This window comes from Haloarchaeobius caseinilyticus (assembly GCF_051207395.1).
In the GTDB taxonomy this organism is placed as follows: domain Archaea; phylum Halobacteriota; class Halobacteria; order Halobacteriales; family Natrialbaceae; genus Haloarchaeobius.
The window spans coordinates 288,535-310,359 of sequence record NZ_JBPJZC010000005.1 but is presented as its reverse complement, the minus strand read 5'-3'; the positions used below and the strand labels follow the sequence as shown (position 1 = coordinate 310,359).

At 63.8% G+C, this 21,825-nt stretch carries 18 protein-coding genes; 11 read left to right on the top strand and 7 right to left on the bottom strand.

The features are described from left to right. The first annotated feature begins 105 nt into the window (after positions 1–105). A complete protein-coding gene (locus ACSC1P_RS21260) occupies positions 106–2,121 on the top strand; it encodes a right-handed parallel beta-helix repeat-containing protein (protein WP_435362225.1) in 2,016 nt (671 codons plus the stop codon). A gap of 117 nt (positions 2,122–2,238) precedes the next feature. On the opposite strand, the gene ACSC1P_RS21255 is transcribed toward ACSC1P_RS21260, so the two are convergent. Next, the gene (locus tag ACSC1P_RS21255) at positions 2,239–4,707 is read right to left on the bottom strand and encodes a hypothetical protein (protein ID WP_435362224.1); all 2,469 of its coding nucleotides are present in this window, start codon (positions 4,705–4,707) and stop codon (positions 2,239–2,241) included. 190 nt (positions 4,708–4,897) lie between these two features. Here ACSC1P_RS21255 and ACSC1P_RS21250 point away from each other — a divergent pair, with 190 nt between their 5' ends. Both ACSC1P_RS21250 and ACSC1P_RS21245 read left to right on the top strand, forming a co-directional pair. Continuing rightward, entirely contained in the window at positions 4,898–6,808 is a 1,911-nt protein-coding gene (locus ACSC1P_RS21250; RefSeq protein WP_435362223.1) for a hypothetical protein, read from the top strand. A 268-nt stretch (positions 6,809–7,076) separates the two neighbouring features. Further along, the gene (locus ACSC1P_RS21245) at positions 7,077–8,381 is read left to right on the top strand and encodes a polysaccharide deacetylase family protein (protein ID WP_435362222.1); all 1,305 of its coding nucleotides are present in this window, start codon (positions 7,077–7,079) and stop codon (positions 8,379–8,381) included. 627 nt (positions 8,382–9,008) lie between these two features. Here ACSC1P_RS21245 and ACSC1P_RS21240 read toward each other — a convergent pair. The 3 genes from ACSC1P_RS21240 to ACSC1P_RS21230 form a co-directional block, all read right to left on the bottom strand. Then, positions 9,009–9,527, bottom strand: coding sequence for a GNAT family N-acetyltransferase (locus ACSC1P_RS21240; protein WP_435362221.1), 519 nt, complete (start codon positions 9,525–9,527; stop codon positions 9,009–9,011). A gap of 92 nt (positions 9,528–9,619) precedes the next feature. After that, a complete protein-coding gene (locus ACSC1P_RS21235; protein ID WP_435362220.1) occupies positions 9,620–10,198 on the bottom strand; it encodes a metal-dependent hydrolase in 579 nt (192 codons plus the stop codon). Positions 10,199–10,248: 50 nt separating this feature from the next. After that, positions 10,249–11,154 carry a DUF8471 domain-containing protein gene (locus tag ACSC1P_RS21230; protein WP_435362219.1) on the bottom strand — a complete coding sequence of 302 codons (906 nt, stop codon included), beginning with the start codon at positions 11,152–11,154 and terminating at the stop codon, positions 10,249–10,251. A 190-nt stretch (positions 11,155–11,344) separates the two neighbouring features. Between ACSC1P_RS21230 and ACSC1P_RS21225 the strand changes: the two genes are divergently transcribed. The 3 genes from ACSC1P_RS21225 (at position 11,345) to ACSC1P_RS21215 (ending at position 12,805) form a co-directional block, all read left to right on the top strand. Next, entirely contained in the window at positions 11,345–11,554 is a 210-nt protein-coding gene (locus tag ACSC1P_RS21225) for a hypothetical protein (protein WP_435362218.1), read from the top strand. Between the two features lie 241 nt (positions 11,555–11,795). Beyond that, positions 11,796–12,563: a helix-turn-helix domain-containing protein gene (locus ACSC1P_RS21220; RefSeq protein WP_435362217.1), complete on the top strand. Its 768-nt coding sequence runs from the start codon at positions 11,796–11,798 to the stop codon at positions 12,561–12,563. 53 nt (positions 12,564–12,616) lie between these two features. Continuing rightward, entirely contained in the window at positions 12,617–12,805 is a 189-nt protein-coding gene (locus ACSC1P_RS21215) for a hypothetical protein (RefSeq protein ID WP_435362216.1), read from the top strand. Between the two features lie 53 nt (positions 12,806–12,858). Here the strand turns inward: ACSC1P_RS21215 and ACSC1P_RS21210 are convergent, their stop codons facing one another. After that, positions 12,859–13,152: a PadR family transcriptional regulator gene (locus ACSC1P_RS21210; protein WP_435362215.1), complete on the bottom strand. Its 294-nt coding sequence runs from the start codon at positions 13,150–13,152 to the stop codon at positions 12,859–12,861. A gap of 217 nt (positions 13,153–13,369) precedes the next feature. On the opposite strand from ACSC1P_RS21210, the gene glmM reads away from it, so the two are divergent. Together glmM and ACSC1P_RS21200 are read left to right on the top strand one after the other, a co-directional pair. Then, positions 13,370–14,704, top strand: coding sequence for a phosphoglucosamine mutase (gene glmM, locus ACSC1P_RS21205; protein ID WP_435362214.1), 1,335 nt, complete (start codon positions 13,370–13,372; stop codon positions 14,702–14,704). 100 nt (positions 14,705–14,804) lie between these two features. Next, positions 14,805–15,620: a dienelactone hydrolase family protein gene (locus tag ACSC1P_RS21200; RefSeq protein ID WP_435362213.1), complete on the top strand. Its 816-nt coding sequence runs from the start codon at positions 14,805–14,807 to the stop codon at positions 15,618–15,620. Between the two features lie 82 nt (positions 15,621–15,702). Here the strand turns inward: ACSC1P_RS21200 and ACSC1P_RS21195 are convergent, their stop codons facing one another. Next, complete coding sequence (locus ACSC1P_RS21195; protein WP_435362212.1) at positions 15,703–15,855, bottom strand: DUF1328 family protein; 153 nt, start codon at positions 15,853–15,855, stop codon at positions 15,703–15,705. A 440-nt stretch (positions 15,856–16,295) separates the two neighbouring features. Here ACSC1P_RS21195 and glmU point away from each other — a divergent pair, with 440 nt between their 5' ends. Both glmU and ACSC1P_RS21185 read left to right on the top strand, forming a co-directional pair. Then, a complete protein-coding gene (gene glmU / locus ACSC1P_RS21190) occupies positions 16,296–17,477 on the top strand; it encodes a bifunctional sugar-1-phosphate nucleotidylyltransferase/acetyltransferase (RefSeq protein ID WP_435362211.1) in 1,182 nt (393 codons plus the stop codon). Positions 17,478–17,541: 64 nt separating this feature from the next. After that, positions 17,542–19,065, top strand: a complete 1,524-nt coding sequence (locus tag ACSC1P_RS21185; RefSeq protein ID WP_435362210.1) for an oligosaccharide flippase family protein — start codon at positions 17,542–17,544, stop codon at positions 19,063–19,065. 448 nt (positions 19,066–19,513) lie between these two features. On the opposite strand, the gene ACSC1P_RS21180 is transcribed toward ACSC1P_RS21185, so the two are convergent. Further along, positions 19,514–20,881 (bottom strand): CapA family protein, encoded by a 1,368-nt coding sequence (locus tag ACSC1P_RS21180; protein WP_435362209.1) that lies wholly within the window; start codon positions 20,879–20,881, stop codon positions 19,514–19,516. A gap of 216 nt (positions 20,882–21,097) precedes the next feature. Between ACSC1P_RS21180 and ACSC1P_RS21175 the strand changes: the two genes are divergently transcribed. Then, a complete protein-coding gene (locus ACSC1P_RS21175; RefSeq protein WP_435362208.1) occupies positions 21,098–21,793 on the top strand; it encodes a hypothetical protein in 696 nt (231 codons plus the stop codon). Positions 21,794–21,825: the final 32 nt, after the last annotated feature.

Sequence of the window (21,825 nt, the reverse complement as noted above, 5' to 3'; positions counted from 1 at the left end):
CAGTCTCTCGTCGTTTTACTGACTCGATTAACGGGGGGTTAATAAATACTGGATAGTTGAAGGGCGGGTTGCTTGTCGGTCCTGTTCGTGGGAATTGTTAGGTGGATGAGTAACGAACTTTCGAACGGGGCTTCGGACGAGCGGACCGCCGTGGTGGGCGGCACGACCGAAGACTCGACTGACGAGCGGACAGAGAATTATAGTCGACGGCACTGCCTGCAACTCGCGGGTGCAGCGGGCATCGCCGCCGCAGGGCTGACCGGTACGGCAGCGGCTGGTGACCGCGCCGTGGCCGACGTCGACGTGTACAACGTAGTCGAAGAGGGTGCAGACCCGCATGGTAACGAGCCGATCGACCCCGTCATCGACGACCTCGAACGCGATAACGTCACGTTAGAGTTCCCGAACGGGACGTATTTGGTAAATTCGCTGAACTTCTACGGCCGAGAAAACTTCACTGTCCGTGGCATCGGCGACGACGTGACGTTCGTCCCCGGCCCGAACTGGAACGAGCAGTACTGGATCGCCGGCTGGAGCATGAACAACTTCACCTTCGAGAACGTCACCCTCGACAACTCGGAGAAAGGTGTCGCGCCGACCGTCACGTTCGGCTGTCACGACGGCCTGCTCGTGCGCGACGTCGAGAAGGTCGGCTACCACGACGGCAACAACACGGCCTTTGGCTTCTGGGTGCTCGATTCGGCCGGGACCGGCCTCGTCGAGAACCTCGAGATGCGCGACGGCAGCATTCCGGTCAATCCGGTCGGTGTGTACACCGGGTCTGACGGCGAACTCACGTACCGTGACTGCCACATCGAGGGCTTCGGCAACAACGGGCTCTACGCCTCGACGGGCGAGGGTGCGGTCAAAGTCGAAGGCGGCGTGTTCAAGAACAACGACCGGACGCAGGTCCGCCTCGGTGCCCCTGGCAGCTACGTCAAGGACGCAGAGATCATCGTCGACGACCCCGAGCGCGGTGGACAGAACCAGCGCGGGATTCGGCTCTCGGACAACTCCGGCCCGATCACCATCGAGAACTGCGACATCAAGATGCTCGCAGGTCGTGGCTTCGGAGCCATCGTCTGTGCCTTCGACGGCGGCACGATGCACGTGAAGGACACGCGCATCCACGTCGAAGAAGAGTACTACAGCTACTGGAGCGACCACACTGCACCGGCCATCTACGTCGACGAGGCGACCGACCGCGCGCAGTCGGACGGTATCGGCGAGCGGACGTTCGAGAACGTCTCCATCACCGGTGGTGGCCACGACGAATACCCCGTCTTCGCCACGCGACGCTCGAACAACACGTTCCGGAACTGCTGTATCCAGCAGACGGGCAACGACCGAAACGGGCTCGAAACGTGGAGCGACGCGGGCGACACCGTCGTCGAGGACTCGACCGTGAACGTCCCCGGGCAAGTCGCGACCGGTAACGTCGAAGAGGTGAACATCGTCGAGAGCGACACCTGTCCGGTGCCGTCTGGTGTCGACCCGATGCCGGACCAGGATGAGACGTTCGACGAGCCGGTCGCAAATGTACCGCTCTCCGAAGCACCGCTTCCGGGCAACGCTAGCAAACTCGACTACCCCGTGATGGGGACCGACTCGGACAACCCGACGCTCACCGTCTACGGGAACTTCGTCTACGACACTACGCAGCGGTTCGCAGCGGAGAACCTCCCGAAGATTCTGAGCGAGTACGTCGTCTCCGGTGAGATGAACGTGGAGTTCCGCTCCGTCGCCTACCCCGACGACCACTATCTCAATTCGGTGAAAGGCGAAGTCCGAATCGCACAGCTGGCGCTCGGTACCTGGCGGAAGAACTGCTGGGACGACTACTGGGGCCTCTTCGAGTACATCTGTGCGAACGAGGACAGCATCGAGTGGAACAGCTACAACGAGGCGCGCGACCTGCTGAAGCGAAACGACGTGCGCACGTACGGCTGGGTCACTGGACTGGTCGAGAACGACGAGTGGGAAGACGACGTGTACGCGTCGCGCCGCGCCGCGGCCGACGCTGGCCTCTCGTACATCACGCAGGTCGAACTCGACGGCGACCTCGCCGGTGCGAACTGGCGCTGGGACATCCTGGATAGCTGGATCGACCGGCGACTCTAAGTCTCCCAGTCAGAGTTTTTCCGTCTCACACTTCGACGCATCTCGACGTTCGAGATCCGTCTCCACCGCTTGCTCTCCGTCACCCGTTTTCTGCCGAAAATTTCCCGACTACCAGCCTCAGCTAGCGACGCGCCTCGCGGCTGCGACGGCGAACAGGCCACCCAGCAGGAGGCCGCCGTTCGTCGACCCAAACAGGCCACCGACGCCAGCCTGGTCGAGCTGTCGACTGTCACTGCGACTGCTGTTTTCGACGTCGAACAGGCCATCGTCCGTCGTCGTGGTGCCCGGACTGGACGTCGCCGTTCCCGGGCCAGACGTGGTGGTCGTCGTGCCTGGGCCGGACGTGGTCGTGGTCCCGGGGCCAGATGTGGTCGTGGTTCCGGGACCAGTCGTGGTCGTGGTGCCCGGTCCACTGGTGGTGGTCGTCCCCGGCCCAGTCGTGGTCGTCGTGGTGCCTGGGCCGGACGTGGTCGTGGTGCCCGGTTCGGTAGCCGTCGTGGTCGGCGTCTCCGTGGTGGTATCGTCCTGTCCGTCGTCGGGTTGGGTAGTCGTCTGTGGCTGGTCGTTCCCGCCGTCGTCGGTGTTCTGTTGCCCGTCTTCGTCCTCGTTCGGGTTTTGCGGGTCGTTCATCTGGGCGTCGTCGTCGTTCCCGACACACAGCGTCACGTCACCGTTCGCGTAGATTTTACTCTTGTCCGGACCACAGATGTCGGATTTCTGGACCGGGACGATACCCGACGTCGAGCCGATGTCCCAGATGGGCGCACCGGAGGTGTGGTAGTTCCGGTACACGATGATGTCGTCGACAGTCCGACTCGTGTTCGGATTCACCGCCGCCATCGTCGCCTGTGGTTGTGTTCCGGTCCGTCTGAACACCTCCGTGTACGGCGAGTCGGTGTAGAGTGGCTCCTCGTCTGGGACGTATGCGGCCGTGTCGCGCATCCCTTCGAGTTCGGCCTCGGTGTAGCTGAACCGGGGCTGGTCGTGGTCGAACACGGGCGAGTCGATGGTCGCGTCCGTCGAGACGAACATCGCGGCCGGGTAGGCCAGCGCGATGAGCAAGAACACCGCCACCGTGAGTGACGGGTTCAGGTTCGACCCGAGGTAGGCGAGGCCGAGCGCGCCGAGCATCGCCATCGGGAGGTACATGAACGCGTACCAGCGGCCGGGCAGGAACAGCCCGATGCCCAGGATGGGCAGGAACAGCGCGAACAGAATCATCGCGGTGATGACGAACACGAGCAGCAGGCGCTCCAGCGAGGTGTCGTCGCTCTTGAGGGCGTACAGACACCCGAGGACGGCGACGCCGAGGATGAGCAGGAAGCCCGCGACGTTCAGGTACGGGATGACGATGTCGAGTAGCGTCGGTTCCCGAACGGCCATGTTCCCGCCCGACGCTCCGCTCGTGTCGACACCGAGACCGACGGACTCGGTCAGGGTCTCGCGCAGCTTGTTCAGCATCACTTCGGTGAACGTCTCACCACGGTACGGCGTGATACTCCACACCAGCGAGAGCAGGCCGGCCTGGAAGACGAACAACCCGGAGAGGTCGCGGGCGTTCACCTCGGGGTAGAGCCAGTCACTCGTGACGACGTACTGGACGACCGCGGCCGTCCCGATGGTCACCAGCATGATGAACGCCGACACCTGGTGTGAGAGGGTGACCGCGACCATGAAGAACACGAGCATGGCGATGTCGCGCGCGTCGCGGTCTTGCAACACCCTGACGAAGTAGTAGAACCCGGCGATGTAGAACAGGACGCCGAGGCTGGTCGGGATGAGGTTGAACCCCCACTTGATGGCGTGGTCGCTGAAGACGTACAGCGCGGTCGCCGCCAGTGCCCAGCGCGCGGGAGCGAAGAGCTTGCCCGCCGCGTACACGAGAGGGATGGTCAAAACCATTCCGGCGGCGAGTGAGAGGTAGAGCGCCGTTTCGAGCGCTGTACCCGCCATTAACGCTGTTGCAACGACGAGCAGGTGGTACAACGGTGAGGCGAAGTATTTCGCGCCGCGCGAGGCGTTCTCGCGCATCACCGAGAGGCTCCCAGCGTCCTGCACGTCGACGGCGAGGTTCGTGATGTGCGTCCAGACGTCGATACCGACGAAGCCGGCGGTCGTCTGGAGCGCCATGAGCCGGATGACGCCGGAGAGTACGACGAGCTGGACCATCACGAGTCCCGGGACGAGGTCGTCGTCGTGTCCGAACAGGACTTGGAAGAGTATCGAACTCGACGCCATCGCCGCGATGAAGTGGAACAGCGGCGTGCGGGCGTTCGAGACGGTGGCGACGAGGACCATCGCACCGATGGCGAAGAACGTGAACGACGGCGCGAACCGCGTCACTGGGGCTGGTAACGTCGGTAGCTCGTGGGACACGTTAGACCGAGTGCGAGTCGAGGCCTTCCACGCAAGGAGGTAGAGGACACACGCCGTGGCGAGGACCAGTGGCATGGTCTTCGCGAACAAGTGACTCAGGACGAACCGGAGCGGTAGCATGAGTACCGCGATCACCAGGCCGATGATGGCGACGTCCCTGTCGAACGGCCGGCGGTGTATCCAGTCTGCAACACGATTCCCTGTGCTCATTGGACTGAGGATGGATTCGGGGGGCCATTGTTATCGGTCGAATAAGCTACGATGGGCCGGTTTTAGGCCGTGATTCTATCGTGAACAGTTTGGGAACGTGCCTAAAATGGTTCTAAATCCACAACCGTCGGAAACGAACTCGCAGATTCAAGTGGAATACCCGATGTGACTTGGGATGATGTCTAATAGGATGACGGACGATATGGGTCTCGGTCGACGGCAGCTTCTTCGCTCTGCGGGTGGGCTTGCTGGGGCAGCTGTTCTCTCCGGCACAACACTCGCATCCGCGAGCAACTACGATAGAGTCGTAAATATCGTCGATGCAGGTGCAGATCCCACAGGTGAAGAGCCAATAGACGACGTCCTCGGCGCTCTCGAAGCTGACGACACGCTCGTCGAATTCCCGAACGGGGAGTACAAGCTCGACCAAATCAACCTCTACGGTCGCGAAAACTTCGGTATGCGTGGAGTCGGTGACGATGTTACCCTCGTCGCCGAAGAGAGTCACGGCGACGACTTCTGGATTGCGGGCGCGAGCACCAGCGACATCGTCTTCGAGAACTTCACTATCGACACTACTGCGGACGGTACGGACCCCTCCATTCAGTTCGGGACGTACGGCGGACTCGTCGTCCGCGATATCGACAAGGTGGGCGCACAGGACGGGGCGGGTGTCCCGTTCGGCTTCCGCACCTACAACTCCGGCAGCGAGGCACTCGTCGAGAACGTGAGTATGACCGACGGCGGCGACGGGCACGGTTTCTGGGTCGACGGCAACGGTACTATCACGTTCCGTGACTGCCACGTCCACCGGTTCGGCGACAACGGTCTGTACGCGTCCTGGGCGGACGGTGCCGTGCAGGTCGAAGGCGGGACGTACAAGAACAACGACCGGACGCAGGTCCGCCTCGGCGGCGAAGACAGCTACGCCGAGGGCGTCGAAATCGTGGTCGACGACCCAATCGACGTTCACCCGCAACTCGGTGTCCGCGTCTCGAACGGACTCGGTCCCGTCGAGGTACGCGACTGTGACATCCTGATGCAGAACGGACGCGGTAGCGGGGGTATCGTCGTCGCCGAGAACGGTGGTGCGATTCGAGTCGACAACTGCCGCATCGAGATCGGCGACGAGTACCACGCGAACAAGTCCGGTGGGTCGCGTAACGCACCGGCTATCTACATCGACTACCCGCCGAACGCGGACTACGTGCAGGCGCGCATACAGGACACGTCGATGGTCGGCGGTGGCGGTGGCGACCACTACCCCGCAGTGCTCTCCCGTCGTGACGCCACCGACATCGACCGTATCTGTGTCGACTGGGACGGCTCCGACGGTGTCTGGTTCCAGTCCGACGGCAACACGCTGTACGACAGCACCGTCGACGTCCCCGGCGACGTGTTCGGCGGCGACGCGGACGTCGCCGGTATCTCGACCTCCGGCAGCTGTCCCGCACCGGACTTCGGTGACGGCTCTGGCGGCGGTGACGGCGGTGACGATGGCGGTGACGGCGACGGTGGCAGCGCCTCCCTCGCCGACGCGCCGGTCCCGGGCAACGCGGACTATCTCGACTACCCCGTGATGGGGACCGACTCGGACAACCCGACGCTCACCGTGTATGGGAACTTCGTCTACCCCAACACGCGCAAATTCGCGATGAACAACCTCCCCGAAATCATGGAGGAGTACGTCCTCTCGGGCGACCTGAACGTAGAGTTCCGCTCCATCGCGTACCCCGACGGGCACTACCTCAACACGACCGAGGGTGAAGAGCGCCTCGCACAGCTCGCGCTCGGCACCTGGGACAAGGACTGGTCCTCGTACTGGGGCCTGTTCGAGTATCTGTTCGAGAACCAGGGCGACTTCGAGTGGGGCAGCTACTCCGAGGCACGCTCGCTGCTAAACCAGAACGACGTGCGCACGTACGGCTGGATTCCGGCACTCGCCGGCGACGACGAGTGGTCGGACGAAGTCGTCGACTCCCGACGTGCTGCGGCCGACGCAGGGCTCTCGTACGTGCCGCAGGTCGAACTCGACGGCGACCTCGCTGGCGCGAACTGGGACACCGGTCACCTCCTCACCTGGATCGGTAACCGGCTCTAAATTCCCACTGTCCCGAAGATTTACGCTTCCGATAACGTCCGTTTAACCGCCAGAATCGACCGATTTGGCGACTATCACGACTGCCAGCGAACGTCGCAGTTCCCCATCATCCATCCCCCAATCCCCCGCTGGCTGGTGTTCAGTCGCTGCTACACCCGCATCCCCCCACTTTCGACCCGCCGAGTTCACTGTTTTTTACGACCGTTTCGGCGGGTCTCGTCGCTTATTTGGCTTATAATATTAGCCGTATGCAGCCAAGGAGTAGTTGATGGTAGACCACAGCACCAGACGCCGTGCCCTCAAAGCTATCGGACTCGGCACCCTGACTGGGCTGGCCGGATGTATGGGCGGCAGCGACCCGGGTACCTCCAACCCGACCAGTGCAACGGGCACTCAGACGGCTACGAGCACGACCGGAACCACCGCGCAGAAAGGAAGCGAGACGACCACCAAGGACGACGCCCAGCAGAAAGACGGCGACGTCATGGACGACTTCGAAAACCTGGGCGCGTGGAAGAACAAGTCCGGGAAATTCGGCAAGGTGACTGGCGAAGACGCCTACATGGGCAGCCAGTCCGCGGTGATGGTCCGCACGAGTGGCGAACCCGTCATCGAGCGAGAGCTCGAAGTCGACCTCGCCAAGTCGAACATGTCCATCGCGATCAAGCTCGAAGCAGACAGCCACGCCGTCTGTGACGTCACCCTGTTCAACGACGACGACGGCAACTCGGTGACGTTCGCCGAGTCCATCCGCTCGTCCGCGAGTGGCTACTGGCACCGCCTCGACCTCGGCGCGTCGAACGTCAGCGGCCTGCCGGACCTGTCCAAGGTGACGCACATACGCATCACCATGAAGGGTGGTGGCAGCGGTGGCAAGCTCATGCTCGACGACCTGCGGAAGGTCCCGTCGCCGGACAAGGGCTACGTCGCTCTCGTCTTCGACGACGCGCAGGATTCTGACTACACGAAAGCGTTCCAGACGCTCAAGCAGTACGACATCCCTGCGACCTCTGCGCTCGTCACCAACCACGTCGACGGCGACGGCTTCCTCTCGATGAAGCAGATCGACGAGATGAAGTCCGCTGGCTGGGAGATGACCTCTCAGACCGCCAACCACGCGAACCTGCTGGAAGCGGGCCGCCTCGAAGCCGAGCGCGAAATCGTCGGCGCGAAGGAGTGGCTCGTCGACCACGGCTTCAAGCAGGGAGCCAAGAGCTTCACCTACCCGTACGGCCTGTACAACGAGCAGGTGAACGCCTTCGTGAACAAGCACCACGACATGGCGTACGGGTACTTCAGCGCCCGGAACGCGACGAGCGGGTACATCACTGACCCGATGACCATCTCGCGCGGTGACGCGACGAACAACCCACGTGCGAAGTCGATGGTCGACCTCGCACACCTCTACAACGAGGTCGCAGTCCTCACCTTCCACGGCATCGACCGCGGCGGTGAACTCGACGTGTCGTCGCAGCAGTTCAACGACTTCGCGAAGTACCTCGCGGACAGCAAGGTCGAGACGATCACGCTCTCGCAGGTCGCGGATGTGGCACAGCCGAAAGGCGGCTGGTAAGTTCGGATTTCGACGATTCGTCTCCTTTTCTGCGGTCTCACCGGGTCGACAGTGACGACACTCGCCCGTCGGTCGTTTAAGTGCTTCTGGTGATAACGGCTCATAGTGAAGCATTCTACCGGACCCTACGACACCGAGCGACGGCTGTTTCGTCGCTCACTGCTGTGCCACGTCGATGACTTCGAGGCATGACTCGATTCGTTGCTCACGTCTCGACTGCTCGGACAGCACTGGACGAACTGTCACTCGTTCTCGACTGCACCCACCGTGAACCCTTTAAGTGCTTCTGGTGATAACGGCTCATAGTGAAGCATTCTCCTGACGCTCACATCCCTGAGCAACTGCACCGCCTGTACTCCCGTCGACGAGTCACCACCCTGCTCGCGACGAGTCGCCCGTCGAGGCCATCCTCGCGATGTTCACTAGGAGTTCGGGCGGGGCCAACCGGCTGGTTCCACCGAGCCCGACGCTCCCCGCCGTCCTTTAAGTAGTTCTGGTGATAACGGCTCATAGTGAAGCATTCTACGGGAACTCACGACAGCGAGCGAGTGCTATCCTCGTTCTTTGAACGGGTGAAATACGGTTCTCGTCGTCGCAGTCGCACTACTGTGGGGCCGTCGTCCGGCGTCAGTCCGTGATGCTGGCCACCATGTGATACTGCGTCGTCTCGAACCCGAGTTTTTCGTAGAACGCGATGGCTCGCTCGTTGTCCACGTGTGGGTCGAGGCTGCACTCCGTACACCCGGTTTCGCGACCCCACGTTCTGAGACGGTCGAACAGGTCTTCGGCCAGTCCCGTTCCGCGATACGACTCGCGAACGTAGATGTCACAGACGAACAGTCGGTCGGAGCGGTCGAAGACGCTCGGCGCGTCGTCGATTTCTGCCGCGACAAACCCGGCGAATTCACCATCGCTCTCGGCGAGAGTGGTCGCCTCAGTGGCATCGTCGACGGCGATCCACAACCGGTAGCCATCCGTGTCGACGCGGTCGAGTCGGAAGGGGAGTTCCGCCGTGACGAGGTCGACGTCGTCGGCGAGCGCGAACTGTTCGACGGTCGCTTCGAGTTCGCGGTTGTACGGCAGCCAAAGCTCCTCCACGAAACGACGGACGGCAGCCGGTTCAGCGGGGAGTTCTACGAGGTCCATAGCTGTCTGCATTCGCACCGAGCACTTGTCACTGTTGCAGCTTTACCTGGTAATGCACGACTCTCTATAGTCGCGAAATCATGCCTCCTCTATCACTTTCGCTGGCGTCCGACCGCCGCCCGATAGAGGTCACTGACGACGGGGAAGCCGTCGACCGCCCACAAGAGACCGACGAAGACGGCGAGGGCCAGGTTGAACGTGAGGACGGGCGAGGGGTCGGCCGCCGTAACCTCCCGGAGGAAGCGGTCGAAGTATCGCGAGAACTGTGCGACGAGACCCGGGTCGTTCGTCCCCTCTAACTCGATGAGGGGCCAGAGGACGGCGTGGATGGCGGGTCCCTGTCCGCGGACGATGGGGTAGACGATGTCGCCCACGAGGTGTGAGCCGTAGCCGACGGCGAACGCGAGTGAGAGGTGTGGGCGGTCGACGCGGATCGCCAACAGCGAGACGGCGAAGACGACGAACGGGGCGACGAACATCGAGTGGCCGATGGAGTAGCCGGTCGCCGTGATATCGAACGACCACGCGAGGGGTTTGTCGACGAGGTCCGGGAGCTGGGTCGCCAGCGCGACGACGACGACGGCGTCGCCACGAGGGGAGTCACCGTTCACCACACGAGCGACCAGAGAATAGAGCACGTAGCCGAACGCGAGGTGTTCCCACGGCCACATTCGTTCGGACCTATTGGTGTCCCACGGTTGTGTGTTTCGTTGCCAGCATTCTACGCGACCCGCAGGGTGACGACGCGATAGGCGGACTCGCGCGAGGGGTCAGACGGTGCGTCACCCTGGTACAGGAGGACGACGACGCGGTTGCCGCCGGGGTTCACGTCGAGCGTGGTCGTCGCGCGCTCGCCAGCGCCGACGCTCATGCTGTTTCGGGTCAGTTCCTGTTCGCTCTGGACCACGGCTTCTCCGTTTTCACCTTCTTGGACCTGCTGGGAGAGGACGACCATGGTGTACTGCTGGTCGCTCCCCTCGTGGTTCTCGACGACCATGGTGGGGCTCTCGCCACCTTCGAGGACGGCCGTCTGCTGGGCAGTCTGTCCTTCGCTGTCGACTGCGAGGTCGGTGAAGCCCGTTCCAGAGGGGGTGTAGGCTGCGGCGAAGCCGACGCTGGCGATGGCGAAGAGGACGCTCACCGCGAGGACGATGTTGTAAATCGCGGTGCTGTCGCCGCGCATCTCGTCACGGTCGCTTCCGATGGCGAGCGCGCCGAGCGGGACGACGAACGCGTAGCGGTCTTCGGCAGTGACGCGCCAGCGGACGAGCAGGCCGAGGACGGCCAGCACACCGGTCAGCGCACAGGTACCGACGACGATGGGTAGGACCGTGATTCCCCACGGGGTGAAGTTCGCCACCAGCGTGACCAACGAGACCAGGGCGAGACTCAGTGCGACCGAGACACCGAAGCGCTCGCCAGCAGTCCGGCTCGCACTGGTCGACCCGGCCGTCCGTCGACGGGGGAAGACGATGGTCGTCGCGGCGTACCCCGGTAGCAGGAGGACGAGCAGTGCTGTCCCCGCGATTCGTACCCCCGGTATCTCCATCCAGATGGCTGCCCCACTGACCGCGGTGAGGGCGAGGACGACGAGCGCATCCAGAAACCACAGCTTCGTACGACTCATTGGTCCTCTGTACTGCTTCCAGCAGGATTACTACCGGGAGGGTAAAGCGTGCATCAGTCGAGAACCACGGTGTGCGATGGTTGCATCGCCCCGCAGAGAGACACGTTACGGCCGTCGTAAACCGCGAGTTCGGTGGCAACTGTTGGGACGAGCAACCCCGTTTACGTCCATGGCCGCGAAAGGTGTGGGTATGGTCCACCACGACGTCGTCTCTGCGGCGCTCTCTGAGACCACCACGAGAGACGACTTGACTGCGGCGTTGGCCACGATATTGGCTACAGCCGACGAGAACGGCGTCGACCTCGACAGTACGCTCACCGAACACGACCGCCGCGCCCTCGAGTCCGAGTTCGCGTTCTCGTTCTCACTGTTCGGTGGGGCCACAGAACAGGACGACTGAGGCGTCGGGCCCCCTGACTGACTAGACCGCGCGCGAGCCATCGACCGATATATTCTGCCCCGTTCGGCGAGAGCCAAACCTGTATAGGCCGTTCCTTTAAGTGTTGAATCGCTATCCAATTCACTTTGGGCCCATCTTTTTAAGTAATGGGTGGTTAGAAGTGTAACTTCGGCCACTGCTTTTTTATATCGTCGGATTTGTGTAGTTGCCAATGGCGGATGATGGTGAAGTAAAAAGCGTAATGGATACCGAGGTGGCGCCGGCGGGGACCGGTGCTGCGCTGGTATCCGCGGGTGAGACGGGTATTACACGCGAGGTCTACGACCTCACGACGGTGGTGCGTGTGGTCCATCCGGACCTCCCCCTTCGACCGACGACCGCAGCGGTGCCGTCGGTCTCGATCGATCTTGGGTATCAAACGACAGACAACGGAACGACAGTCCTCTTTTTCTCGGCAGCGGGAGAGGACCTCGACGAGTTCGAGTCGGCGCTCCAGCGCGACCCGACCGTCGAATCGCCTCGGGTGGAGGCGGAACACGACGGGTCACGCGACTACCGCGTCGAGTTCGGTGACTGTCTCCGTGTGCAGCCGCGTCTCGTCGAATCGGACGCGCGAATCACGGCGACCGAAGTCACCAGTTCGGGCTGGCGTATCGAGTTCGACGCGCCTAACCGGGACGCACTCTCTGCACTTTCGGACTTCTGCTCGGCGAACGGCGTCAGACTGCAGGTCAGAAAGGTGTCGACCGGCGACGAGCGCGAACTGGATGGCGCGCTCGGCATGGAGGAGTGCCGGAAAGAACTCCTCCGAACCGCGTTCTCCGAGGGCTACTTCGACGTGCCGCGGAAGGCGTCACAGGACGAACTCGCCGAGACGTTCGACGTCTCGCGTTCGGCCATCTCACAGCAGCTCCGGACCGTGACGAGAGACCTCGTCTCTCGAACACTGACCGTCGACGACGACTCGACCCCGGCGCAGAATCGATTCGTCTCGAAGTCGCACATATAAAAAGTGAACATCGACGAACGTAGGCTTAGGGAGCTGGCGATTCGATGACCAGTATGGATGACGAAAGCTGTTCGTCGCGGGTGCGGCGTGGGGATATCGAGTTCGAGGTGGCGATGCAGCGGCTCCTCCGCGAAGCACACGGCAACGGTGTACAGTTCGACCGCTCCTGGACGTTTCGAGACCTCGACAGCGATGCGCCTGATTTGATGGTCGAAGTGACCGTCCTCGCCTCTCAGGCGTAACAGTTAGCTGCTTGGTGGCTGCGACCGGGTGTGGCGGTGCAGTAACTGGTGGGTTACGAGGTGAGCTCGGACGATTCGATGTGTTCTTGCTCCCACTTGAAGCGTTCGTGGATCGCTTCTTCACCGCTCGCGGATATCTCGTAGTAGTTGGTGCGTCCGTCGATACAGCCCTTCTTGACGAGCTCTTTGTCGACGAGCGTGTCGAGGTTACGGTACAGGCGACCGTGGGGCAGCGAGCAATCGAGCGACTCTTCGAGCTTCTGCTTCAGTTCTCGGCCACTGGGCTCTTCCATGTTCGTCAGGACGACGAGCATGTTGTACTGGAATCCGGTCAGGTCGGTCCTCATCTCTACTCCATTCTTGCCGGGGATAGACCAAATACCCGTACAGTCGTTGCCGAACCTACACCAATGATAATGCCGTGCAACGGTCGCAACTTCGGGCTTTGGCCGCGTGTAATCAGAGGGTAACGGGGTGAACTAAGCCCGGCTTAGTCCGGAAACGGATGGGATTCGGGGGTTACTCTACCCATAGTTAGGCGTATCTCTAGTGATATCGAGAACAATGTTCGGAACCAGCGGAATCCGCGGGCAGTTCGGCAGCGACGTGACCAGCGACCTGGCGCTGTCTGTCGGTCGTGCGGTCGCGTCGGCCGGCTACGACCGGGTCGTCGTGGGTCGAGACACGCGAGAAACGGGAACCATCCTCAGAGATGCGATCGTCGCGGGCCTGCGCGAGTGCGGAACCGACGTCGTCTGGGTCGGTGTCGCGGCGACGCCGACGGTCGCGCGCGCCATCGAGACGCACGACGCGGACGCGGGCGTCGTCATCACGGCGTCGCACAACCCCGCGCCAGACAACGGTATCAAACTGTGGAATCCCTCGGGGCAGGCGTTCGATACCGCCCAGCGCGAGGAGATTACCCGCCGCGTCGAGGAAGACGACGTGGAACTCGTCGACTGGGAGGGCATCGGCTCGTACGAGGAAGCCGCGGGCGCGACCGGGGCACACGCGGAGACGCTCCGCGGCGTCGCCGACGTGGTCTCGGACCTCTCGGTCGTCGTCGACGTTGGTAACGGAGCCGGCGCGGTGACGGCGGACGTCCTGCACGACCTCGGCTGCGACGTGGAGACACTGAACGGCCAGCCAGACGGCCGCTTCCCCGGGCGACCGAGCGAGCCGACTGCCGAGAACTGCGAGGCGCTCACACAGCTGGTCGCCGCCTCGGACGCAGACCTCGGTATCGCCCACGACGGCGACGCAGACCGCATGATGGCGGTCACGGGCGACGGCGAGTTCGTCGCCGGTGACGTGCTACTCGCACTGTTCGCGCGCGACGCCGCGGGCGAGGGCGAGCGCGTCGCCGCGCCGCTCAACACGAGTCTGGCCGTCGACGACGCGCTGGCCGAGGTCGGCGCGACCGTCACGCACACGCCGGTCGGTGACGTGTACGTCGCCGAAGCCGCGACCGCGGACGACGTGCCCTTCGGTGGCGAGCCGAGCGGGGCGTGGATCTGGTCCGACCAGACGCTCTGTCCGGACGGCCCGATGGCCGCGGTCACGCTGGTCGAACTCGTCTCTCGGCGCGGGTCGCTGTCGGACCTCGTCGCCGAAATCGAGACGTACCCGATTCGCCGCGACAGCGTCGAAACCGACGACAAGGCGGGCGTGATGGCGCAGGTCGAAGACGCCCTGCGCGAGCGCTACGACGAGGTCGACGACTTAGACGGCGTGCGCGTCGACACCGGCGACGGCTGGTTCCTCGTCCGCCCGAGCGGAACCCAGCCGCTCGTGCGCATCACGGCCGAGGCCAGAAGCGACGAGCGCGCCGACGAACTGTTCTCGGACGCGAAAGCACTCGTCGAGGCGCAGGCTGGCCACGCGGTCGCCGACGACTGAACTGACGACGACGTTCTGCTCGCGATTCGCGTTTTCTCACCCGTCGCAGTTACCGCTAGGTTAGTGCTAGTAAACACGGTAGAACCCGTCTACTGGCCTGATGCCCGACGACGCCTCCCCCCGCACGCACAGACGCCGATTTCTCGCGGCAGTTACCGGGTCTCTGCCGCTCGCTTTGGCTGGCTGTCTCGGCGGGTCCGACGACGGTGCGACCGATTCGTCGACCGCAGACCCGACCACGAACACGCCGGAACCGACCGAGTCAGACGCGACGACCAGTGAGGGGACGCCGGAGACCACCGACCAGCCGACCACCGAGCCGACGACGACTCAGTCCGCCCCCCGCGACGTGTCCTTTCAGTCGTCTGCCGGCGAGACCATCGAGGCAACACTGTACGGACAGGGTTCGTGTGGCTTGATTCTCGTCCCGCAGATAAACTTGGACAGGGAGAGCTGGGAGCCGCAGGCGCGCCGCTGGGCCGAGCAGGGTCACCTCGTCGCCGCCATCGACGAAGGGGAACAGAAGACGGCTGGAGTTCGTGCGGCCGTCCAGTATCTCACGACCGAACAGGGCGTCTCGACCGTGGTCCTCGTCGGGGCCAGCGCGGGTGGGAAGGCGGCCATCGAGGCCGCAGCGGCCGAATCGGCCGTCAGCGGGGTGGCCGGCCTCTCCGCGTCGGGCGGGGCCGACGTCGCCGACCAACTCGATATGCGCGTGTTCCTCGCGGTCAGCGAGGGCGACGCCGACCGATTCGTCCAGACCACAAAGGACGTTCGCGCACGCGCGGGCGAGCCGAAGGAACTGCAACTCTACGACGGGAGCGCGCACGGCCAGCGACTGTTCGACAGCGACCACGCCGACGACCTGCTCGCTCGGCTGGACACGTTCGTCGAAAAATCGTGTGTGGGGCAGTGATTCGTCCGCGCCGTTCACCGGGTGGGCCGACCGGTGGCTCGGTCGGCCGAGAGCTGGACCGCCGCGTGCGGTCCAGCCCGGTCTACAGTACGAACGAGACGATGACGAGGACCAGGAACACCACCACGAGCAGTTTCGCGATGCTCATCGACAGCCCAGCGATACCGCGGAAGCCGGCGACTGCGGCGACGATGGCGAGGACGCCGAACAACACGACCAGCTCGATGATAGCCATGGTCAGCGGCCCTCCGTGACTGCTGGTGAGTTACTGCGCGTGCGACTATGGGTGGTAGCGTGTCGCATGTGCAGGACTTCGCCGGTTCAGTGTATCGTTAGTTTGCTGGTAAGCGAGACGGAATGATTGGTATCGTCCGTTACGGCGTGCATAGCAATGGTCCTCTAGTCGCAAACCTTCAGATGCCAGTGTCAGCCCACTGGTGTAGGTGCGTCCCCACCGCACCGACGTTGCCATCCACGCCCAGGTGGCTGCCTCCCCACCAGGCAGCCACCACTGTTTCCAACCTGTGATTCGGAGAGCGGCTGGACGGTTTAAACAGACACAGAAACACATCCCGCGTCTACCACCCCAATCTTTTCGTCGGTTTCACGACCGCTTCAGTGCTTAACTCGCCGATAACAAAAGGTCTCTGTGGTGAATTCGCTAGTGAACGAACGATGCAAGCTGTGATACTCGCTGCCGGAGAAGGGACGCGGATACGGCCGCTGTCGCGCACAGTGCCGAAGCCGATGCTGCCGACCGCCGACGGACCGCTCGTCGAGCGGACGGTGAAGACGGCCATCGCGGCTGGCGCAGACGAAATTCTGCTGGTCATCGGCTACGAGGCACAGGCCGTCCGCGACCACTTCGGCGACGACTACGAGGGAACCCCCATCAAGTACGCCGTGCAGGAAGAACAGCTCGGGACGGCACACGCCGTCGAACAGGCCGCAGAATATATCGACGGCCCGTTCGCGGTCCTGAACGGTGACAACTGCTTCGACGAGGAGAGTATCACCGAACTGTTCGACCGCTCGCCTAGTATTCTCGCCTACCGCGCCGACAACCCGTCGGCTTACGGCGTGCTGTCGACGACCGACGGCACGGTCGATGGCATCGTCGAGAAACCTGACGACCCGCCGGGCAACCTCGTCAACGCTGGCGCGTACGTCTTCCCCGAGGAAGCGCGCGACTGGCTCTCGGTCCCCGAGAGCGAACGCGGGGAACACGAAATCACGGACGTCCTCGACCGCGTCATCGAGGAGTTCAGCGTCACGCCGGTCGAGGTCGACCGCTGGCTCGATGTCGGTCGCCCGTGGGAACTGCTGGAGGCGAACGAGACGTACATCGCCGAGATGGAGCGACGAATCGAGGGCGACGTGAGCGAGGACGCTCACCTCGAAGGGATGGTCGTCGTCGAGGAAGGCGCGACCATCAAGCCGGGCGTGCTCATCGAAGGGCCGGTGCTGGTTCGCTCGGGCGCGACCGTCGGACCCAACGCCTACGTCCGCGGCACGACGCTCATAGACGAAGGCGCGAAAGTCGGCAACGCCGTCGAAGTGAAGAACAGCGTCATCGGGAAGAACTCGTCCGTCTCGCACCTCTCGTACGTCGGCGACAGTGTCCTCGGCGAGGACGTGAACTTCGGCGCGGGCACGAAGGTGGCGAACCTCCGCCACGACGACGAGGCGGTCAAGTTCACCGTCAAAGGTGAGCGCGTCTCGACCGGCCGCCGAAAGTTCGGCGTCGTCTGTGGCGACGGGGTGAAGACGGGCATCAATTCGAGCCTCAACGCTGGCCTGAAGCTCACGCCCGGCGCGATGACTAAACCGGGGGAGTCGGTAACCCGCGACCGCTAGTGATGCGACGACCTGCCGCCCGAACCACACGGCCGACTGACCCCCCCACCGGAGTATCCACTACATGAGCCGAAATATCGTCACTGCGTTCATCTCGACCGTCGGGAGCAGGCTCGCCGGACTACTGGTGACTGCCGCCATCACGCCCCTCCTCATCCACTACCTGGGTGTCGGGACGTACGGGCAGTACGCCACCATCATGTCCGTCTTCGCGCTGCTCACCATCTTCACGAGTTCCGGGACGAACAGTGGTGTCAAGAAGTACATCGCGGAAGAACGCGAGATGGAGGGCTGGAAGGGCCACGTCTTCGGCTACTACTTCCGGCTCGCGACCGTCCTCGCGCTCATCGCAGCGATCGGCTTCGCCGTCGCCGGATACACCGGTATCGGCGCAATCCTGCTGAGCGAGGAGATCCTCCCGTACTTCTACCTCCTCGGCGCGATGGCGCTCGCAGTCCAGTACCGCGAGTACGTCCGTCGGTCCCTGATGGGACTCAAGCTCGAACACATCTCCGAACCGGTCAACGTCGTCTACCGGATCATCTTCGGCATCGTCGGCATCGGACTGGCGGCCGTCGGCTTCGGCGTCCCCGGACTCATCGCGGCACAGATCGTCGCGAGTCTCGTCGCCGTCGCCATCAGCCTCGTCTACATCCGAAAGCGCATCTCCCTCGATGCCATCGTGACGCGGACACCCGACGACTTCCCCTCCTCTGACCTGTTCAACTTCAACCACCTCACGGTCGCGTACGTGTTCTTGCTCACGTCGCTGTATCACATCGACGTGTTGATGCTCGGCTCCATCACGAACAACTCGGACCTCGTCGGCTACTACAAGGCCTCGCTCGTGCTGGTCCAGTTCCTCTGGATTCTGCCCCGCTCCGTGCAGGGCGTGATGATCCAGTCGACCTCCGACCTCTGGGAGAAGGGCAAGACGAAGCGCATCACCGACCTCGCCTCGCGGACGACCCGGTACGTCCTCCTGCTCACCATCCTGCTCGCGCTAGGGATGGCCGCACTGGCGGAGACGTTCGTCCCGCTCTACCTCGGTGAGGGCATGACACCGGCCGTGACGCCGCTACTGCTCCTCCTCCCGGGGACGGTCGGCTTCGCGGTCGCCCGCCCGCTGCTCGCCATCAGCCACGCGAAGGGTGAAGTGAAGACGCTCATCGCGGCCACCTGGGCCTCGGCGTGTCTGAACTTCTCGCTCAACCTGATACTCATCCCCGAGTTCGGGATGACCGGGGCGGCGGTGGCGACGACCATCGGCTACGGCTCGCTGCCCATCTTCAACCTCGTCGCGGCGCGTGATCTCGGCTACAAGCCGCTGGCGGACATCCGCCTCACGCGCGTCGCCATCACCACGCTGGTCGCCGCAGTGCCCATCTATCTGCTGTCGACCAGCCTGACGAACCCGTGGGTCGCCCTCGCGGTCGTCCCGCCTGTCGGCTTCATCGTGTACGCCACTGCGGCGGTCCTGACCCGCGCGGTCGACCCCAGCGAGGTCGTCGACTTCCTGTCGGCACTGCCCGACCCTGTGGGCCAGAAGGCGACCGAACTCGGTCGGCGGTTCGAAGACAGCGCCTAGTCGCTTTTCCGGTCGTTCGTCGGTGGCGGATTTTCGCTTCACTCTCGTGACGAGGATCTGTTCTGCCGAGCAGTTCACTCGCGCCGACGGTAGCTGACCACGCCTCTCCCTCCCGGGGGTTTCGTTTCCAGATACGATTCGGCACAGCCGAGGTCGTCGCTCGGCCAGCCGACGACCTGTGGCGCGCGTCGCAGCCGACCGCCTCATTGCGAACGAAGAGCGAAGCGACTCGTGAGCGAGGCGTGTCGGCATGCTTCGCGCGAGGGACGAAGGCGCGAACCGAAGGTGAGCGCCGAGTCGGTTGGGGAGGGTGTGGCGATATCTTCCGTCAGCGCGAGTACGCTGCTCGTCGTCGCCAGTACTCGTGACTCACGAATTCGTGGTTCTCGGAGATAGAACAGGGCCGCAGTCGGTCTCAGCCGGAGCAGTCGAATCAACCGAGCCGCGCTCAACTAGACATCTTGTCGCCGAGCGCCGACAGCACCTCACCGACCGGCGACTGCCGGTCGTACAGCGGGCGGTCCTCGGTCTCCTCCAGCAACCGTCTCGTCTCGCGTTTCACCCGGGGCGTCCGCAGGTCGTCGCGCTTGCCCGTCTCGACTTCGAGCGCGGTCTGCATCAGCGCGTTGTGCGACTCGTTCCGGATGAGGTTCAACAGGGCGAGGCGCTGTGACTCGCGGTCGTCGGCGTCCCAGAGGTAGTCGGCCTCGAAGTGCTGACTCGGGTTCTTCAGCTGGGAGACGAGGTCGCCCGCGAGCGACCGGCGTAGCCACGTCGCGTAGCGCTGGCGGAACACGGCGACGGCGATTTCCTGCCAGTGGGCCTGCACCTGGTCCGTGTCGCTCGTAATCTCCGAAAGGCGCTGGAGATACGCGAGTCGGTCTTTGGGGTCGTTTCGCGCGCCGTCGAGTTCGGCCATCTCCTCGACGGTTTCGTCCTGCACCTCGGTCGGGACCACCTCGAAGCCGACGGGTGTCGCGCCGTCGAATTCGAGTTCGACGACGTAGGCCCACTGGGTCTTCGGGCGGCCACTCTGGCGCGGGAACAGGAAGTTCCCGAGGCTGTAGAAGATGGGCGTGTCGTCGTACAGTTCCCAGCCCTGTGCGACGTGGGGGTGGTGGCCGACGACGAGGTCGGCACCGGCTTCGGCGAACTCGCGGAAGAGTTTCTGGCGGTGCGGCGGCGACAGCGGGGCGTACTCCACGCCGCCGTGGGCCGCGACGACGACCACGTCGGCGTCACAGGTGGCGACGCGGCGAATCGCGCCGGGGTCGCTGACCCACGCCACGCCAGGTTCGTCCGCTTCGGCGATGCCGAACTCTTTCTCGCAGAAGCTGAAGACGGCGACCGAGGTCCCGTCGACCTCGAAGCGCGCGGGCGCCATCGCTTCGTCTTCGTTCTGGCCCGCGCCGCAGGTGGGCAGGCCGACATCGTCGCAGGCGGCGAGTGTGGCGTCGAGGCCGTCCGCGCCGTAGTCCATCAGGTGGTTGTTCGCCAGCGTCGCCACGTCGACCCCCGAAGATTCGAGGACTGTAGGGAGTTCCGTGTCCGCATCGAGTGACGGCCCGGACTTCGTGATGGGGTCGGCGTCGCTCGTGACGGGGGCTTCGAGGTTCGCTACGGTCACGGCGGCGCGCTGGAACCGACTCGTGAGTGCCGGTCCGATTGGGTCGTCTGCCGACTCGCGGTTCCGGTAGGCCGTATCGCCGGCGGCGACGAGCGTCCAGGTGTCGTCGGTCGCTCCCGGCGCGAGGGAGACCTGCTCGCCGGGGTCGAGCGGGTCGTCCTGCTCGCCACGCCAGTCACGTCTGCTCATGCACGGTACATTCGCGCCAGAAGCGAAAAGGCCTGTAGACCGTTCCGCCACTTCACCAACTGTTCCGCGGCTTAACCCCCGGGTAACAAACGTCTTGTAGCGTCTACGGTCGAGACAGACAGCTATGACTGGCGTGACACCTCCGGCACCGTCCGCTCGCCACGGGCGCACACTGCCCAGACACAGTGACCGACGCGGCCCCTGTGGGGCGGTCGGATGAGCGCGTCGCAGAAAGGACTGGCCCTGCTGGGCATCCTGTTCCTCTGTGTCGGCCTGGTCGTCTCGATGACCCCCATCGGGACGGCTCTCCTCGGCGGCGACGACGATGGTGGTGACCCGGGCACCGAGGCACCGACCGGTACGGACACGCCGGCGACGACCGCACAGGAGACCGCGACGACCGGTGGCGGCGACTCCACAGACACCGGTGGTGACGAGACGACGGCGACCGACGCGCCGACTGCGACTGCCACGCAGACTACCGGCGACCCCGGCACGACGTCGACGGAGCAGCCGACGACCACGACGCAGACCACCGACGGTCCAGACACGACGACTGAAGAGCCGGAGACGACGAGCGAGGACCCGGAACCCGATCCGACCCCGACTGCGACCGAGGAACCGACTCCCACGGCAACACAGACGCCGACATCGACGGCAACGTCGACCGCCACCGCGACGCCGACGGCAACGTCAACTGCCACTGCGACGCCAACGTCAACTTCTACCGCAACGCCGACGCCAACATCAACTGCGACGGCTACGTCGACCGCGACATCGACGCAGACCACGACCGCGGCTCGCCTCGAACGATCCGGACTGAGCGGCTTCTCGGCCATCAGCTCTACCCCCGGTCAGCTGTTGCTCGTGGGCCTGCTGGGCATCGCCGCCGGTCGCCAACTGCTACACTGACGCCGACTCGTCTGCGATTTTTCTCCTCGGTC

Coding starts and splice junctions, on each gene's coding strand:
- ACSC1P_RS21200 (WP_435362213.1), top strand. CDS start 14,805: ATGCCCGACGACGCCTCCCCCCGCACGCACAGACGCCGATTTCTCGCG.
- ACSC1P_RS21225 (WP_435362218.1), top strand. CDS start 11,345: ATGGTCCACCACGACGTCGTCTCTGCGGCGCTCTCTGAGACCACCACG.
- ACSC1P_RS21195 (WP_435362212.1), bottom strand. CDS start 15,855: ATGGCTATCATCGAGCTGGTCGTGTTGTTCGGCGTCCTCGCCATCGTC.
- ACSC1P_RS21240 (WP_435362221.1), bottom strand. CDS start 9,527: ATGGACCTCGTAGAACTCCCCGCTGAACCGGCTGCCGTCCGTCGTTTC.
- ACSC1P_RS21215 (WP_435362216.1), top strand. CDS start 12,617: ATGGATGACGAAAGCTGTTCGTCGCGGGTGCGGCGTGGGGATATCGAG.
- ACSC1P_RS21175 (WP_435362208.1), top strand. CDS start 21,098: ATGAGCGCGTCGCAGAAAGGACTGGCCCTGCTGGGCATCCTGTTCCTC.
- ACSC1P_RS21220 (WP_435362217.1), top strand. CDS start 11,796: ATGGATACCGAGGTGGCGCCGGCGGGGACCGGTGCTGCGCTGGTATCC.
- glmU (WP_435362211.1), top strand. CDS start 16,296: ATGCAAGCTGTGATACTCGCTGCCGGAGAAGGGACGCGGATACGGCCG.
- ACSC1P_RS21260 (WP_435362225.1), top strand. CDS start 106: ATGAGTAACGAACTTTCGAACGGGGCTTCGGACGAGCGGACCGCCGTG.
- ACSC1P_RS21180 (WP_435362209.1), bottom strand. CDS start 20,881: ATGAGCAGACGTGACTGGCGTGGCGAGCAGGACGACCCGCTCGACCCC.
- ACSC1P_RS21250 (WP_435362223.1), top strand. CDS start 4,898: ATGACGGACGATATGGGTCTCGGTCGACGGCAGCTTCTTCGCTCTGCG.
- ACSC1P_RS21245 (WP_435362222.1), top strand. CDS start 7,077: ATGGTAGACCACAGCACCAGACGCCGTGCCCTCAAAGCTATCGGACTC.
- ACSC1P_RS21210 (WP_435362215.1), bottom strand. CDS start 13,152: ATGAGGACCGACCTGACCGGATTCCAGTACAACATGCTCGTCGTCCTG.
- ACSC1P_RS21230 (WP_435362219.1), bottom strand. CDS start 11,154: ATGAGTCGTACGAAGCTGTGGTTTCTGGATGCGCTCGTCGTCCTCGCC.
- ACSC1P_RS21235 (WP_435362220.1), bottom strand. CDS start 10,198: ATGTGGCCGTGGGAACACCTCGCGTTCGGCTACGTGCTCTATTCTCTG.
- glmM (WP_435362214.1), top strand. CDS start 13,370: ATGTTCGGAACCAGCGGAATCCGCGGGCAGTTCGGCAGCGACGTGACC.
- ACSC1P_RS21255 (WP_435362224.1), bottom strand. CDS start 4,707: ATGAGCACAGGGAATCGTGTTGCAGACTGGATACACCGCCGGCCGTTC.
- ACSC1P_RS21185 (WP_435362210.1), top strand. CDS start 17,542: ATGAGCCGAAATATCGTCACTGCGTTCATCTCGACCGTCGGGAGCAGG.